Genomic DNA, 15,609 nt, shown 5'->3' with positions numbered 1-15,609 from the left:
CCCGCCGCGCGGCCGGGCCACCGCCCCGTCGCGCGGCGCACCACATCGGACGCACCACATTGAATATGATCGCCACTTTTCCCCCGCTACAGCGCATGCTGGCGGCGATGCCCGCCCACTTGCACGCCGACGCGGCGCGCCGCTACGCCCGCCACGAGCCGGTGTTGTACCAGCGCCTGGCCAGCCTGTACGGCGAGCGCGCCGATTTCGACGCCTGGTTCGGCGACCTGATGGAGGCGGTCGGGCGGCTGCACGCGGCGCGCCCGCCGGCGCTGCTGGCGCTTGACGCCGAGCGGGCCGAGCGGCCCGACTGGTTCGCCGGCCAGCGGATGCTCGGCTACAGCGCCTACGCGCAGCGCTTCGGCGGCACGCTGCGCGGCGTGGCCGCGCGCATACCGCACCTGCGCGAGCTGGGCGTGACCTATCTGCACCTGCTGCCGTTCCTGCGCGCGCGCGCCGGCGAAAGCGACGGCGGCTTCGCGGTGGCCAGCTTCGACGAGGTCGAACCGGCGCTCGGCAGCAACGCCGACCTGGAAGACCTGACCGCGCAACTGCGCGAGAACGGCATCAGCCTGTGCTCGGACATGGTGCTCAACCACGTCGCCGACGACCACCCGTGGGCGCTGGCCGCCGTCGCCGGCGCGCCCGGCATGCTCGACTACTTCCACACCTACCCGAACCGCAAAACCCCGCAGCGCTACGAGCGCACGCTGGGCCAGGTGTTCCCTCAGGCCGCGCCGGGCAACTTCAGCTACGTCGCCGCGCTGGGGCGCTGGGTCTGGACCACTTTTTACCCCTACCAGTGGGACTTGAACTACGCCAACCCGGCGGTCTTCGGCGCCATCGCCGAGGCGCTGCTGGGGCTGGCCAACCGCGGCGTCGAAGTGTTCCGGCTCGACTCCACCGCCTTCCTGTGGAAACGCGAGGGCAGCAACTGCATGAACCAGCCGGAGGCGCACAGCCTGCTGCAGGCGATCCGCGCCATCGTCGCCATCGCCGCCCCGGGCGTGCTGCTCAAGGCCGAGGCGATCGTGCCGACGCCGCTGCTGCCGGCCTACTTCGGCAGCGCCGCCGCGCCCGAATGCCACATCGCCTACCACAGCAGCCTGATGGCGGCGGCCTGGGGCGCGCTGGCCGAGCAGGACACCGAGCTGCTGCGCCGGGTGATCGCGGCGACGCCGCCGCTGCCGCCGCACGCCAGCTGGCTCAGCTACGTGCGCTGCCACGACGACATCGGCTGGAACGTGCTGCGCGGCGAGGCCGGCGGCGACGGCGCCGACGCCACCGCGCGGCTGGCGCGCATCTCCAACTTCTTCGCCGGCGCCGACGGCGGCTACCCGGCCGGCGCGCCGTTCCAGACCAGCGGCGCGCACGCCGCGCACGGCAGCAATGGCATGGCCGCGTCGCTGGCCGGGCTGGAACGGGCCGACAACGAGCCGGCGCGCCAGCAGGCCTTGCGCCGCCTGCTGCTGCTGCACGGCCTGGCGCTATGCTTCGGCGCGCTGCCGGTGCTGTACATGGGCGACGAGCTGGGCATGCTGAACGACTACGCCTTCCTGGCCCGGCCGGAACGGGCCATCGACAGCCGCTGGTTGCAGCGGCCCGACTTCGACGACGCCCGGCTGGCGCAACGGCACGACGGCGCCAGCCTGGCGGGCCGGGTCCACGCCGGGTTGCGGCGCATGATCGCGGTGCGCCAGGAGCGCCCGGAGCTGGCCGCCGGCGCGCCGCGCGCGCTGCTCGACACCTGGCAAGCGGCGCTGCTGGCGCTGGCGCGCGGGCCGCGCTTCCTCTTCCTCGGCAATTTCAGCGGCGCCGAAGTGCGCTACCAGCTAGCGGAAGGGCGCTGGACCGACTGCCTCGGCGGCGACGCCCGCTGCGGCCGCATCACGCTGCAGCCCTGGGCCATGCTGTGGCTGGAGCACAGCGCCTAGTCCGGTAAAAAGCACATCGCCAGCATAATAACGACAACATAACGAGACCGACATGACCCAACACTTGCACAAGGCCGTAGCCACGGCAACCCGGCAGAAACCGCGGTTGACGTTTTGGCAGATCGTCAATATGAACATCGGTTTCTTCGGCATCCAGTTCAGCTTTGGACTGCAGCAAAGCAGCATGAGCCCGATCTACACATACCTCGGCGCCGACGAGGCCAGCCTGCCGTATCTATGGCTGGCCGAGCCGATGACGGGGCTGCTGGTGCAACCGCTGATCGGCGCCATGAGCGACCGCACCGTCACGCGCTGGGGCCGGCGCACGCCGTACTTCCTGATCGGCGCCATCCTGTGCAGCCTCGGGCTGGTCGCCATGCCGTTCAGCCCGACCCTGTGGATGGCCGCCAGCCTGCTGTGGATACTCGACGCCGCCAACAACGTGACGATGGAACCGTACCGCGCCTTCGTCAGCGACAAGCTCGACAAAAGCCAGCACTCGCTCGGCTTCCTGACCCAGAGCGCCTTCACCGGACTGGGGCAGACGCTGGCCTACCTGGCGCCGTCGCTGCTGGTGCTGCTGGGGATGGACAAGGACGCCGTCAACGGCAGCCACATTCCGCACATCGTCATCGCCGCCTTCATGATCGGCGCGGTGTTTTCGATCAGCTCGATTCTGTGGACCCTGAAGACCACGCCGGAGCACCCGTTGAGCGAGTTCGAACTGGCGCAGATTCGCGCCAAGCCGCCGGGCTGGCGCCACACGCTGGGCGACATCGGCGCGGCGCTGCGCGACATGCCGGCGACGATGAAGCAACTGGCCTGGGTCAAACTGTTCACGTGGTACGCCATGTTCTGCTACTGGCAATACATCATGCTGTCGCTGGCGGCGACCATCTACGGCACCGGCGACCCGGCGGCGCAGGGTTTCCGCGACGCCGGCCTGCTGAACGGCCAGATCGGCGCCTTCTACAACTTCGTCGCCTTCCTCGGCGCCTTCGCGCTGGTGCCGTTCACGCGTCGCTACGGCCCGAAAACCATGCACAGCGTCTGCCTGGCGCTGGCCGGCGCCGGCATGCTCGGCATCCCGCTAATCCACAGCCCGGCGCTGCTGCTGGTGCCGATGGTCGGCGTCGGCCTGGCCTGGGCCAGCATCATGGGCAACCCCTACATCATGCTGGCCGGCAGCATTCCGCCGGAGCGCACCGGCGTCTATATGGGTATCTTCAACATGTTCATTGTCATCCCGATGATTATCCAGATTTTCACGCTGCCGCTGTTCTACCGCGCCTGGCTCGGCGGCAACCCGGAAAACGTCATCCGCCTGGCCGGCGCGCTGATGCTGTGCGCGGCGGCGGCCGTGCTGTTCGTCAAAACCAAGCCCGCCCCTTCCGTGCCGTAGGTCGGGTGCGGGGGGCCGCCGAGGCGGAACACGCCATCCGCGGCCGAGCCGCCGCCGACGCCAGTCGGCTGACGCCCCTTGGGCTAACCCGATCTACGAAACCCGGCCACTTTTGCGACTTGTTGTGCAATTGGTGCAAAAATCGCGTTAGACTGTTCCCCTTGCAATGATTGCCGCAGGCCAAACCGGTGGCCGCGCGCCGCCGTATCGAATTCAAGGAAGTGAGTGCCCGCCCGCGCCATGCCATTTACCAGTTTATCCACCCTCAAGCTTGAAGCGCCGTTGCGCATCCTGCTGATCAACGCCGGCGGCCCATTTTCGGTGACGCTGGCGGGGTTGGCGCATCCGCTGCGCCTGGCCGCCAAAATCCTCGGGCCGCAACGCCTGCTGGTCGAGGTGGTGGAGGCCGGCGCCGCGCTGGCGGCCGCGGCGGAGCGCCAGCGCGAACGCTGGCACATCGCGTTGCTGGTGGCCGACGAGGACGCCGCCGCGCTGGCGCCCGAGCAGTGCCGCCAGTTGATCGAGCGCGGCGCCCAGGCGCAGTTCTGGGGCGCGGTCGGCGCGCCGGTGCTGTGGCTGGCGCGCGCCGGCGCGCTGGATGGCTTGCGCGTGGCCTTGCCATGGACCTTGTACCCGGACGCCCACGACATCGGCGCGCGGGTGATCCTGACGCCGAACCTGTTCGAAATGGACGGCAAGCGCCTGAGCTGCTGCGGCGGCGCCGTCAGCATCGACTTCGCGCTGACGCTGTTGCAAGCCTGCTACGGCACGCCGTTGCAATCGCAGATCAAGGAGTTGCTGTGCGTCGACCGCATCCGCGGCCACGCCGAGCGCCAGCGTTTCGCGCTGCAGGCGCGCTTCGGCACGCTGCAACCGAAGCTGTCGGAGGCGGTCATGCTGATGGAGGCCAACATCGAGGAGCCGTTGACGACCGACGACGTCGCCAACCTGGTCGGCATTTCGCGGCGCCAGCTCGAGCGCCTGTTCAAACAATACCTCGGCAGCGTGCCGTCGCGCTACTACCTGGAGCTGCGCCTGCAGCGGGCGCGCCAGTTGCTGATGGATTCCAGCCACTCCATCGTCCAGGTGGGCCTGATCTGCGGCTTTTCGTCGGGCTCGCATTTTTCGACCGCCTTCAGCGCGCTGTTCGGCATTTCGCCGCGCGAGGAGCGCCAGCGCAAGCTGCTGCTGTGAGGCGGCGTCCGGCCGCAAAGTGAAAGTCGCCGTCGCGCCGGCGCATGCGCCGGCGCCGGCGTTTTTTTATAATAGACACCCCGGCATTGGAGTTGTCCCATGTATATAGTTCGCCCCGTTGAAATGCGCGATATCGCGGCGCTGGAGTCGCTCGCCGGCGTGGCCACGCCGTGGATGCACACGCTGCCGAAAACCCGCGAGGCGATCGCCCGCTCGGTCGAGCATTCAATCGCCTCGTTCGCCACCCAGGTCGACATTCCCAGCGAAGAGTCGTATATCTTCGTGCTGGAGGACGGTGCCGACGGCAGCATCGCCGGCTCGGCGGCGATATCGGCGATCGCCGGCTCGAACGGCACCTACTTCGCGTTTCGCAACGACGCCGTGCAGCAAGTCTCGCGCGACCTCAACATCAGCCACAGCATCCATGCGCTGACGCTGTGTTCGGAGCTGACCGGGCATTCGCAGCTGTCGAGCTTTGCCGTGCGCGACTGGCGCAGCGTCGGCCCCGGGGCGGCGCTGCTGTCGCGCGCGCGCCTGCTGTTCGCCGCCGCCGCGCCGCAGCGCTTCGGCGACCGCTTCTTCGTCGCGCTGGCCGGCGCCACCGGCGCCAACGGCGCCTCGCCGTTCTGGGACGCGATCGGGCGCAAATTCTTCCAGATGGACTTCATGGAGGCCGAGCGGGTCGTCGAGGGCGCCCGCAACCGCACCCTGATCGTCGAGCTGATGCCGCACTACCAGGTCTACGTGCCGCTGCTGCCGTCCGACGCCCAGGGCGCCATGGGCCGCGTCCATCCCGAGGGCGAGGCGGCCTTGCGCATGCTGGCGCAGGAGGGCTTCGAGCCGGGCCAGCACATCGACATCTTCGACGGCGGCCCGATCCTGCAGGCGCACAAGAACGCGCTGCGCTCGTTCTCGTCGTCGATGCCGCGGCGCGTCGAGGCGGCCGGGCCGGCCGGCGACCAGCCCGGGCGCAACTACGTGGTCGGCAGCGTCCGCGACGGCACCTTCCGCGCCGTCATGCTGGCCTGCCCGGCGCTGGAGCACGGCGACAACGTCGCGCTGCCGCCCGAGGCGATGCGCAGCCTGGGCGTGGCCCCGGGCGCGCGCGTCATCTGCGTGCGCGTGTAGCGCGCGAGGAACCCGGGGTTGGGGTCGGACCCTCCGGGTACGCCCTGGTTTTTTTCACCGCACACAGCAAAACCAAGCAAAAGCAAAGGCTGGGGGCCAGACCCCGAGGGGCCGGCCACGTGCTCGCGCCGGCGTCGCGGCGTCGGCAGTTGTTTTTTGGAACGCAGGGTCGCCGCGCCGGCCGGCGCAACTGGCGGTGCGGGCCGAAAGGCTTTATCATCGCCGTCGATTTGTCTTATGATGGGTTGTCTATACCGGCGCGGCGCCCAGTCTGTGGCTGCGCCGCAACAGACGATGTTTTTTTTCGACGCCGTCGGGCCGCCGCCGCCGGGCGGGGGGGCAAGCGCCTCCCCCGTGCCGTCCGGCGGACCGCCGCCGGTGTCTCATTTTCGTAAGATGAGGTCGCGCCCATGGTTTGAGGACTTCCCGGTAGCTGTTGTAATAGCACCAGTAGTTGCTAATTGCAGGGAACAATCAAAACACAAGAAGTACACTAAAGTGTACTAAACAGCAATTCTTTCAGTAGGGGGGACATATGAAGAGTTTGAAATTTTTGGCAGTCGCTATCGCCAGTCTGGTCGTCGGCGCGTCCGCGCAGGCCCGCACGTATGACGAGATCAAGGCCGACGGCAAGATCATCATCGCCACCGAGGGTGCCTATCCTCCGTTCAACTATTTCCAGGGTTCCAAGCTGACCGGTTTCGAAGTCGAACTGGGCGACGCCATCGCCAAGAAAATGGGCTTAGCCGTCGAATGGAAATCGCTGTCCTTCGACGCCCTGCTGGCCGGCTTGCGCCAGGACCGCTGGGACGTCGTCATCGCCTCGTTCGGCATCACGCCGGACCGCGCCAAGGCCGTCACCTTCACCAGCCCGCACTATTGCAGCGGCGGCGTGATCGTCTCGAAAGACCCGGCCGTGCACAGCGTCGAGACGCTGGCCGGCAAGACCGTGTCGGTGCAGACCGGTTCGACCTACTTTGAAAACGTTAAGAAAGTGGCCGGCGTCAAGGAAGTGAAAAACTTCCCGCAAGATACCGACGCCCGCGCCGCGCTGGTCAACGGCCGCGTCGACGCCTGGGTCAGCGACCGTTTCGTGGTCAAGAACGCGCTGGCGACGAACGCCTCCGGCGGCCTGAAAATGGGCGACTACCTGTTCGTCGAAAAAGTCGCCGCCGCGATCAAAAAGGGCAACGCGCCGCTGGCCGCCGCCTACGACAAGGCGCTGGCCGAATTGATGGCCGACGGCAGCTACAAGGCGCTCTCCGAAAAATATTTGCAAGAAGACATTCGCTGCAAGTAAGCAACAAGTAACGCAGCGTTTATTGTCACCGTCAGGAGAGTCAGTTGAAATCAGCAAGCACATTTTTGCCTGCCGGCTGGTCGCGCGAGCGACGCAGCGCGGTCACCATCGCCCTGGCCATGTTCGCCATGGTCGCCTTCCTGTGGTTGATGGCCATTCCGCTAAGCTGGTTGCCTAGCCCGATCGGCCCGGCCGCGCAGCAGTTCGCCGAAGGCGCCATGGTCACGGTGCAGTTGACCGCGATCGCCGGCCCGCTCGGCATCATCATCGGCATCATCGTCGCGCTGGCCAAGCTGTCGCGGGTGGCGCCGTTGCGCTGGGTCGCCAATTTCTACATTTGGGTGCTGCGCGGCACGCCGCTGCTGGTGCAAGTGTTGTTTGCCTTCAACCTGGAAGTGTTCGGCATCCGCCTGTCGGAGTTCAACGCCGCCGTGCTGGCGCTGTCGCTCAACGTCGGCGCCTACAACGCCGAGGCGATCCGCTCCGGCATCCTGGCCATCCACAAGGGCCAGACCGAGGCGGCCCGTTCGCTGGGGTTGAGCCCGTTCATGACCTTCCGCGACGTGGTGTTCCCGCAGAGCTTCCGCATCGCGCTGCCGCCGCTGGTCAACAACATCGTCTCGCTGCTGAAGGATTCCAGCCTGGCGTATGTGATTGGCGTGGTGGAATTGTCCAACATCGGCAACCGGGTCCAGTCGGCCTCGTTCGAACCGATTCCTGTGTTCCTGACGACCGCCTGCATCTACCTGATCATGACGTCGATCATGACGCAGATTTCCGGCGCGATCGAACGACAACTCGATGTGGAGCGTCACTAAATGAGCGGAGATAAAGACATGAATCTGGCAGACACGGCGCAGTTGCGCCGCGCCCCGCGCAGCGACGGCAAGGAACCGCTGATCGTCGCGCAAAACATCAACAAGCATTTCGGCAAGTTCCACGTGATCAAGGACGTCTCGACCGAGTTCTACCAGGGCGAGGTGGCCGTCATCATCGGCGCCTCCGGCTCCGGCAAGTCGACCTTCCTGCGCATGCTGAACCGGCTTGAAACGCACGACGCCGGCCGCATCGTCATCGACGGCATCGAACTGAACGCCGACTTGAAGCACATCGACGCGGTGCGCCGCGAAGTCGGCATGGTGTTCCAGAGCTTCAACCTGTTCCCGCACCTGACGGTGATGGACAACATTACGCTGGCGCCGCGGCGCCTGCGCAACGTTACCCGGGCCCAGGCCGAGGAGGCCGCGCTGGTCTTGCTGGCCAAGGTCGGCCTGGTCGAGCAGGCGCGCAAGTACCCGCACCAGATCTCCGGCGGCCAGGCGCAGCGCGTGGCCATCGCGCGGGCCCTGGCGATGCAGCCGAAAGTGATGCTGTTCGACGAGCCCACCAGCGCCCTCGATCCGGAAATGATCAAGGAAGTGCTGGACGTGATGAAGGACCTGGCGCGCTCGGGCATGACGATGATCGTCGTCACGCACGAGATGGGTTTCGCGCGCGAAGTGGCGGACCGGGTGGTGTTCTTTGAAAAGGGACAGATCCTGGCCGAGGCGCCGCCGGAAGAGTTCTTCGGCAATTCGCGCAACGAACGCATCCGCGCATTCCTGGGACAGATCGCCAACTAAGCGACCGGCGCGGTCCATAGCAGCAAGCAGCACCACCATAAAATACTAATTCAAGGGGACTTTTAATGAATTTGAAACACACCAGCCTGAGCGCGTCCATCGCGTTGATGTTCGCCGTCGTCGCCGCGCCGTCGCAAGCCCAGTCGGCCAAGGATTTCGCCGACATGCGCGCCGAAATCAAGCGCCTCGGCGACGAGCTGAAGGAACTCAAACAAGCCAAGGCCCCGGCCGCGGCCCCGGCCCCGGCCATTTCGAACGCCGAGCTGGCCGAGCGCGTCGAGCAGGTTGAACTGCGCGTCAAGGACGCCGTCGTCGGCGGCGACATCCCGAATTCCTCGCGCCTGCCCGGTTCCGACACCTCGGTGCGCCTGTACGGCTTCGCCGAGCTGAACATGGTCAAGGAGTTCAAGGGCGACAACGCCAACAACGACTACTCGACCTTCGCGCCGTACGCGCCGTTGAACGATTCCGCCGAAGGCCGCCGCAAGGGTGGCAACTACCTGCACGCGCGCACCTCGCGCTTCGGCATCGAGGCCAGCACGCCGACCCAGTACGGCCCGCTGAGCGTGAAGATCGAAGGCGACTTCAACAACGACCCGCGCACCGGCAACGCCGCCGTCTACGGCGACATCAAGAACATCTACACGCAGCAAGCGACGAATAGCTACAATTTCCGCCTGCGCCACGCCTACGGCCAGTTCGGCGGCCTGCTGGTGGGCCAGACCTGGTCGACCTTCATGGACGTCGACAACTCGCCCGAGACGGTCGACTTCAACGGCACCATCGGCGGCACGTTCATCCGCCAGCCGATGGTGCGCTACACCTACCCGACCAAGGACTACGGCAGCTTTACCGTCGCCGCCGAAAACGCCTCCAGTTATGTGCTCGAGGGCACGCCGAACATCGTCGAAACGGTCGACCCGGTCACCGGCGTCGTCAGCAAGCAGGCTGACGGCAGCAGTTCGTTCGCCGCCACCACCAAGGGCTTCTCGAAGGTGCCGGACGTCGTGGCCCGTTGGGACAAGGGCTTCGGCTGGGGCGGCGTCAGCGTGCGCGGCGTCGTCACCGAGCACCGCCTCGACGACGGCGCCGATGTCGACCTGTCGAAGCGCGGCTACGGCTTCGCCGCCAGCGCACTGTACAAGACCTTCGGCAGCGACTTCATGACCGTCGGCCTGACCGGCGGCACCGGCATCGGCCGCTACTTCAACTACATCGAAGGCGCGCTGTACGACGCGGCCAACAAGCGCATCCTGACCGAGAAAGCCCTGGGCGTGGTGCTCGGCTACCAGCACAAGCCGTCGGACACGCTGCGCTTTAACGGCTCGGTCGGCTACCAGCGCAACTATGACAACGCCTACACCGACTACGCCCGCGCCAACGGCCTCGACAGCGGCCAATACGCGGTCAACAGCAAGGTATGGCAGGCGCATCTGGGCTTCATCTGGAACCCGGTCAAGGGTGTCGACTTCGGCGCCGAGTACATCCTGGGCCGGCGCAAGACGCTGGCCGGCGAAGAGGGCGACCTGAGCCGCGTCAACCTGTCGGCCAAGTACAACTTCAACTGATCGCCGGCTTGAACGCGTAAAAAAGGGCTGGTGCGCAGATGCGCACCAGCCCTTTTTAATTGGATTTCCGCTTCGGGGACAGACCACGATTTTCGAGAAATATTTCTCGAAAATCGTGGTCTGTCCCCGGTGGCCGGCTTACTCGCCCATCTGGCTTTGCAGGTAGTTTTGCAGGCCGACCTTGGCGATCAGGTCGATCTGCGTTTCCAGCCAGTCGATGTGTTCCTCGGTGTCGTCGAGGATCATCAGGAACAGGTCGCGCGTGACGTAGTCGCCGGCTTTTTCGCAGGTGGCGATGCCTTCCTTGACGGTGGCGTGGGCGGCGCGTTCCAGCTTCAGGTCGCATTCCAGGATTTCCGGCGTGTTCTCGCCGATCAGCAGCTTGTGCAGCGCCTGCAGGTTCGGCAGGCCGTCGAGCATCAGGATGCGGTCGATCAGTTTGTCGGCGTGTTTCATTTCGCCGATCGATTCCTCGTATTCCTTCTTGCCCAATTTTTCCAGGCCCCAGTGGCGGTACATGCGCGCATGCAGGAAGTATTGGTTGATGGCGGACAGTTCGTTGGTGAGCTGTGCGTTGAGTAGACGGATGACTTCTTTATCGCCCTTCATGATGGCTTCCTAAAGTGGTGTTGAAAAGGGGATCGCGCCGTGGGCGCCGCGGGCGGCCGGGCCGCGTTGTCGCAGGGCCCGCGGGCCTCCCCGCATTCTAAGCATGATAGCGCAGATCGCCGCCGTTCCGCCGCCGCGCCGGGTATTTCGCCGCGCCGCGGCGGCGCCACCGTGAGAACACATCCCATTCTCAGGGGTTTAACAACAGAATCCGTGAGAATGTGTGAGTTTTGCTTGCCGCGACGAATGAAAATCATTATCATTCGCGTTTAAGGTGGCCGCATTCCGGTGGCCGGCAGCCGATTCCGTTACCTAATTCCATGGAGAAGTTTTAATGAGCTATATCAAGAGCCGCAAGCATCAGCCGGTCGCGGCGGGCACCGCCTTCGCCGCCTTCGCCACGCTGGCCATGCCGCTGGCGCTGCACGCGCAAACGGCCGGGCAGGCGCAGCAGATGCCTGAAGTAAAAATCACCGGCGGCGCCGAGCGCACCCTGCAGGCGCCGGTGAAATCGGCCTCGAACAAGCTCACCGCGCCGCTGCTGGACACGCCCAAATCGATCACCGTGATCACCGTCGACGTCATTTCGCAGACCGGCGCCGTGTCGCTGACGGACGCGCTGCGCACCGTGCCGGGTATCACCGTCGGCGCCGCCGAGGGCGGCAACCCGGTCGGCGACAACCTCTTCATCCGCGGCTACAACGCGCAGACCGACACCTACATCGACGGCATCCGCGACACCGGTTCGCAGTCGCGCGAAATCTTCGCGCTTGAGCAAATCGAAGTGGTCAAGGGGCCCAACTCGGCCTACGGCGGACGCTCGTCGGCCGGCGGCAGCGTCAACCTGATCAGCAAGACGCCGAAGGCGGACAACTTCATCAACGCCTCGGTCGGCCTGGGCAGCGCGCAATACCGCCGCGCCACCGTCGACGTCAACCGCAGCATCGACGACAACGTCGCGGTGCGCCTGAACGTCATGGGCCACGACGCCCACGTCGCCGGCCGCGATTTCGTCAACGGCAAGCGCTGGGGCGTGGCGCCGTCGGTCAGCTTCGGCATGCAGTCGCCGACCAAGGTCACGCTGAGCTACTACCACATGGAGTCGAGCGAGCTGCCCGACACCGGCCTGCCGTTCAACAACCCGTTCGCCACCGTCGGCACCAACACCGCCAAGCGCGCCGACATCGCCCTGAACGGCAACGGCACCCCGGTTTCCGTGCCGCGTTCGACCTTCTACGGCCTGACCAAGCGCGACTTCCGCGACACCCAGTCCGACATCGGCACCATCGACGTGCGCCACGAGTTCGGCGCCGGCCTGGTGCTGCGCAACGTGACGCGCTACGGCAGCAGCGGCAACGACTACGTCTACACCCAGCCCGACGATTCGAAGGGCAACACGGTCAAGTACGGCACCGTCTGGCGCCGCGCCAATTCGCGCAACGTCACCGTCGACGGCCTGGCCAACGCGACCAGCCTGAGCGGCGATTTCAAGGCCGCCGGCGTCAAGCACAGCTTCACCACCGGCGTCGAGCTCAGCCGCGAGGAATCGGACCGCACCAGCTACCTGTTCGCGCCGGGCACCAACAACCCGCTGACCGATAGCTTCACCTGCCCGACCTCGGGCGCGGCCACGCTGTACAACTGCGCGCCGTTGCTGAACCCGAACGCCAACGACCCGTGGGCCTACAGCCGCAGCGAATCGCCGGCGCGCACCAACGTCGTCACCAACACCCGTTCGGTGTACGCGTTCGACACCGTCGAGTTCAACCCGCAATGGTTGCTCAACGTCGGCGTGCGCTGGGACGGCTACCGCAGCGCGTTGACGGTGCCGTACTCGGTGGTCGGCACCACCACCACGCAGGCCGGCCGCGCCGACGTCCATTCCAACTTCGCCAGCTACCAGGCCGGCCTGGTCTACAAGCCGGCCGCCAACAGCAGCGTGTACCTGTCCTACGGCACCTCGTCCACCCCGGTCGGCAACGACGGCGGCGACGGCAACGACGCGGTGACGGCGGCGCTGAAAAACCTGAAGCCGCAGGACAGCCGCAACTTCGAGCTGGGCACCAAATGGGAAATCATGGCGCGCCGCCTGTCGGTCAGCGCCGCCTACTTCCGCAGCGAGATGAACAACGCCCGCACCACGGCGCCGGACGGCCAGCAGCAAAACGTCGGCAAGAAGAACGTCAACGGCGTCGAGTTCGGCGTCAGCGGCAGCCTGAGCAACAACTGGCAGGTGTTCGGCGGCTACACGCACCTGAACGCGGTGATCGGCGACAACGGCTACCTGAACACCGGCACCACCGCCGCGCCGGTCTACACCAAGTCGCCGTTCGACGGCAACCGCTTCCCGGGCACGCCGAAAGACAGCGCCTCGCTGTGGACCAGCTACCTGGTGCTGCCGGGCCTGACCGTGGGCGGCGGCGTGAACTACGTCAGCCAAGTGTTCGGCAACATCAACAACAACAAGTCGGTGCCGGGCTACACCCGTGTCGACGCGATGGCCAGCTACGTCGTCAACAAGAACGTGACGATGCAGTTGAACGTGCAGAACCTGGGTGATAAGCTGTACTTCGACAAGGTGTCGTCGCCGCACTACGCCGGCGTCGCCGCCGGCCGCAGCGCCACGCTGACGGCCAACCTGAAGTTCTAAGTGTCCCGACGCGCGGCACGCCGCGCGTTGCAGACCGAAAGGCACCGCCTGCGCCCGCAGCTGGTGCCTTTTCGCATTTCTATTTGAAGGGAATCGAGCATGATGTTGCACATACCCGGCGTACTGACGCCGGAACAAGTCGCCCAGTTTCGCCAAAAGCTGGCCCGCTCCGACTGGATCGACGGCCGCGCCAGCGTCGGTTCGCAGGGCGCGCAGGTCAAGCGCAACCGGCAGTTGGCGGAGGGCTCGCCGCTGGCGCTGGAACTGGGCCAGGCGGTCAGCCGCGCGCTCGGCGCGCACCCGCTGTTCATCTCCGCCGTGCTGCCGCTGCGCATCCTGCCGCCGTACTTCAACAGCTACGCCGGCGGCGAGCATTACGGCATGCACATCGACGGCGCCATCCGCACCGCGCTGGGCGGCGCGCCGATGCGCGCGGACGTCTCGACGACGCTGTTCCTGAGTCAGCCGGACGAATACGAGGGCGGCGAACTGGTGGTGCTGGACGCCTACGGCAGCCACGAGGTGAAGCTGCCGGCCGGCGACGCCATCGTCTACCCGTCGAGCAGCGTGCACCGCGTGATGCCGGTCACCGGCGGCGAGCGGGTCTGCTCCTTCCTGTGGAGCCAAAGCATGGTGCGCGACGACGCTAGGCGCGCCATGCTGTTCGAGCTCGACCAGAACATCCAGCAGCTGCGCGGCGCCCACGGCGACGGCGAGGCGATGGTCGGCTTGGCCGGGCACTACCACAACCTGTTGCGGCTCTGGGCCGAGGTGTAGGCGGCATGGCGCCAACGCGGGTTTCGTACGCGGGTTGGCGGCGCTGAACATCAACCGAAGGCAAGGGCCGCGGTCCGAGCCCGGGCTTACGCTGTTGGCGTTGATTTGGACGTAAAAAAATCCGCAGCCCCGGGCGGGGCTGCGGATGCGGGCGGCGCGACGCGCCCGTATTTAGCTCAGCTGGAAGTTCAGCGGCACGATGACGAACACCGGTACCGCCTTGCCGTTTTCGAACAGCGGTTTGAACAGCGCGCGCAGGGCGGCTTTGCGGCCGGCCTCGTCGAGGTTGGCGAAGCCCGACGATTTTTGCACCGTCACCTGTTCCGCCAGGCCGCGTTCGTTGATCAGGATGCGCAGCACCACGGTGCCGCTCTCGCCCAGGCGGCGCGAGATGCTCGGGTAGACCGGTTCCGGCGCCCTCACGTACTCGACGCTGGAGACGGTGCGCGGGGTGGCTGGCGCCGGCGCCGGGGCCGGCGGCGCGGCGACGGCGACCGGCGCGGCCGCGGCGGGCGCCACTTCGGCCGGCGGCTGCGCCACGGTAATGGTCGGCTCCGTCGGCGCCAGCGCCAGTTGCGGCAGCGGCGGCACGATCGCCCGCTGTTGCGGCGCGCTCAGTTGCAGCGTTTTCGGCGGCGCCGGCGGCGCCGGCTTCGGCGGCGGCGGCGGCGCGACGAAGCTGACCATCATGGCTTCGGGCAGGGCGGCGTGCACGACCTGGCGCAGCATGCCGTTTTGCAGCGCGTAGAACAGGCCCACGTGCAGCACGATGATCGACGCCAGCGGGGCGAATTTGCGCCCCTTGAGCTTCAGGGTGGCCAACAGGTCCTGGTACCGGCCGCTGTCGGCGCGGGGCGTCATCGTCATCGTGTTCATTGCGATCCTTATGTCGTCATTGCCGGGCGTTGCAACACGCGCTCCTGCAAGGTGGTTTGACTGTTGATATGTTCGTGTAAAACCTCTTTGGCGCAGCTGTGGCATTTGCCGCAGCAGGTCGCCACGCCCAGGTCGCGGCGCAGTTCGGCCATCGTGTTCAGGCCCAAATCAACGGCTTGGCGGATTTCGCGATCAGATATGTTGTTGCAGACACATACAATCATCGGTGCACCTTCTGGCTAGATAAAGTCAAGGGGGAGTCGATGCCGCAGAGGCATTGTTGCTACTGTTTTAATGAGAATCATTATCATTACGTTTTGCATTGTCCCGCAATTGAAAAAATTTTGCAAGCGATTTTGATGCGTGCGGCCGGCGTCGGCGCGCGCCGCGCGTGGCCGCTGTTGTACGGGCGCAGCAGATTGTCCGGCGGGGCGGGCCGGCACCCGGCGCGGCGGCAGGGCGATTGCATGAAGGATCAGATGGCCAGGCCCAACACCTTGCCAAGGTAGTCGGCGTTCCAGCCCGCCTTTAGGCGCTTGGAGGCGACGC

14 protein-coding genes are annotated in these 15,609 nt (G+C 66.2%); 11 read left to right on the top strand and 3 right to left on the bottom strand.

Annotation, left to right across the window (positions count from 1 at the left end; genetic code table 11):
* The first annotated feature begins 65 nt into the window (after positions 1 to 65).
* The 8 genes from ACFDR9_RS17490 (at position 66) to ACFDR9_RS17455 (ending at position 10,148) form a co-directional block, all read left to right on the top strand.
* Complete coding sequence (locus tag ACFDR9_RS17490) at positions 66 to 1,934, top strand: alpha-amylase family glycosyl hydrolase (RefSeq protein ID WP_409031809.1); 1,869 nt, start codon at positions 66 to 68, stop codon at positions 1,932 to 1,934.
* Positions 1,935 to 1,986: 52 nt separating this feature from the next.
* Positions 1,987 to 3,336: an MFS transporter gene (locus ACFDR9_RS17485; protein WP_409031808.1), complete on the top strand. Its 1,350-nt coding sequence runs from the start codon at positions 1,987 to 1,989 to the stop codon at positions 3,334 to 3,336.
* A gap of 240 nt (positions 3,337 to 3,576) precedes the next feature.
* Positions 3,577 to 4,530, top strand: a complete 954-nt coding sequence (locus tag ACFDR9_RS17480; protein ID WP_026133566.1) for a GlxA family transcriptional regulator — start codon at positions 3,577 to 3,579, stop codon at positions 4,528 to 4,530.
* A 99-nt stretch (positions 4,531 to 4,629) separates the two neighbouring features.
* The gene (locus ACFDR9_RS17475; protein WP_409031807.1) at positions 4,630 to 5,658 is read left to right on the top strand and encodes an arginine N-succinyltransferase; all 1,029 of its coding nucleotides are present in this window, start codon (positions 4,630 to 4,632) and stop codon (positions 5,656 to 5,658) included.
* Positions 5,659 to 6,193: 535 nt separating this feature from the next.
* Positions 6,194 to 6,958 carry an ABC transporter substrate-binding protein gene (locus tag ACFDR9_RS17470; protein ID WP_409031806.1) on the top strand — a complete coding sequence of 255 codons (765 nt, stop codon included), beginning with the start codon at positions 6,194 to 6,196 and terminating at the stop codon, positions 6,956 to 6,958.
* Positions 6,959 to 7,077: 119 nt separating this feature from the next.
* Positions 7,078 to 7,776, top strand: coding sequence for an amino acid ABC transporter permease (locus ACFDR9_RS17465; RefSeq protein WP_081612050.1), 699 nt, complete (start codon positions 7,078 to 7,080; stop codon positions 7,774 to 7,776).
* Between the two features lie 18 nt (positions 7,777 to 7,794).
* Positions 7,795 to 8,580, top strand: a complete 786-nt coding sequence (locus ACFDR9_RS17460; RefSeq protein ID WP_017879562.1) for an amino acid ABC transporter ATP-binding protein — start codon at positions 7,795 to 7,797, stop codon at positions 8,578 to 8,580.
* 65 nt (positions 8,581 to 8,645) lie between these two features.
* A complete protein-coding gene (locus ACFDR9_RS17455; RefSeq protein ID WP_409031805.1) occupies positions 8,646 to 10,148 on the top strand; it encodes a DcaP family trimeric outer membrane transporter in 1,503 nt (500 codons plus the stop codon).
* A 138-nt stretch (positions 10,149 to 10,286) separates the two neighbouring features.
* Here ACFDR9_RS17455 and bfr read toward each other — a convergent pair whose 3' ends face one another.
* Positions 10,287 to 10,757: a bacterioferritin gene (bfr, locus tag ACFDR9_RS17450; RefSeq protein WP_409031804.1), complete on the bottom strand. Its 471-nt coding sequence runs from the start codon at positions 10,755 to 10,757 to the stop codon at positions 10,287 to 10,289.
* Positions 10,758 to 11,091: 334 nt separating this feature from the next.
* Between bfr and ACFDR9_RS17445 the strand changes: the two genes are divergently transcribed.
* Together ACFDR9_RS17445 and ACFDR9_RS17440 are read left to right on the top strand one after the other, a co-directional pair.
* Entirely contained in the window at positions 11,092 to 13,407 is a 2,316-nt protein-coding gene (locus ACFDR9_RS17445; RefSeq protein WP_409031803.1) for a TonB-dependent receptor, read from the top strand.
* Between the two features lie 99 nt (positions 13,408 to 13,506).
* Positions 13,507 to 14,184 carry a Fe2+-dependent dioxygenase gene (locus ACFDR9_RS17440; protein ID WP_409031802.1) on the top strand — a complete coding sequence of 226 codons (678 nt, stop codon included), beginning with the start codon at positions 13,507 to 13,509 and terminating at the stop codon, positions 14,182 to 14,184.
* 171 nt (positions 14,185 to 14,355) lie between these two features.
* Here ACFDR9_RS17440 and ACFDR9_RS17435 read toward each other — a convergent pair whose 3' ends face one another.
* Both ACFDR9_RS17435 and ACFDR9_RS17430 read right to left on the bottom strand, forming a co-directional pair.
* Positions 14,356 to 15,060, bottom strand: a complete 705-nt coding sequence (locus tag ACFDR9_RS17435; protein ID WP_409031801.1) for an energy transducer TonB — start codon at positions 15,058 to 15,060, stop codon at positions 14,356 to 14,358.
* An 8-nt stretch (positions 15,061 to 15,068) separates the two neighbouring features.
* Positions 15,069 to 15,227, bottom strand: a complete 159-nt coding sequence (locus ACFDR9_RS17430) for a hypothetical protein (RefSeq protein WP_017879556.1) — start codon at positions 15,225 to 15,227, stop codon at positions 15,069 to 15,071.
* Here ACFDR9_RS17430 and ACFDR9_RS17425 point away from each other — a divergent pair.
* A complete protein-coding gene (locus tag ACFDR9_RS17425) occupies positions 15,159 to 15,569 on the top strand; it encodes a hypothetical protein (protein ID WP_409031817.1) in 411 nt (136 codons plus the stop codon). The two genes, ACFDR9_RS17430 and ACFDR9_RS17425, sit on opposite strands and share 69 nt — an antisense overlap.
* Positions 15,570 to 15,609: the final 40 nt, after the last annotated feature.

The sequence above is a fragment of the Janthinobacterium sp. CG_23.3 genome (assembly GCF_046115965.1).
Classification (GTDB): domain Bacteria; phylum Pseudomonadota; class Gammaproteobacteria; order Burkholderiales; family Burkholderiaceae_D; genus Janthinobacterium.
This window is presented reverse-complemented; position numbering and strand designations above follow the sequence as displayed.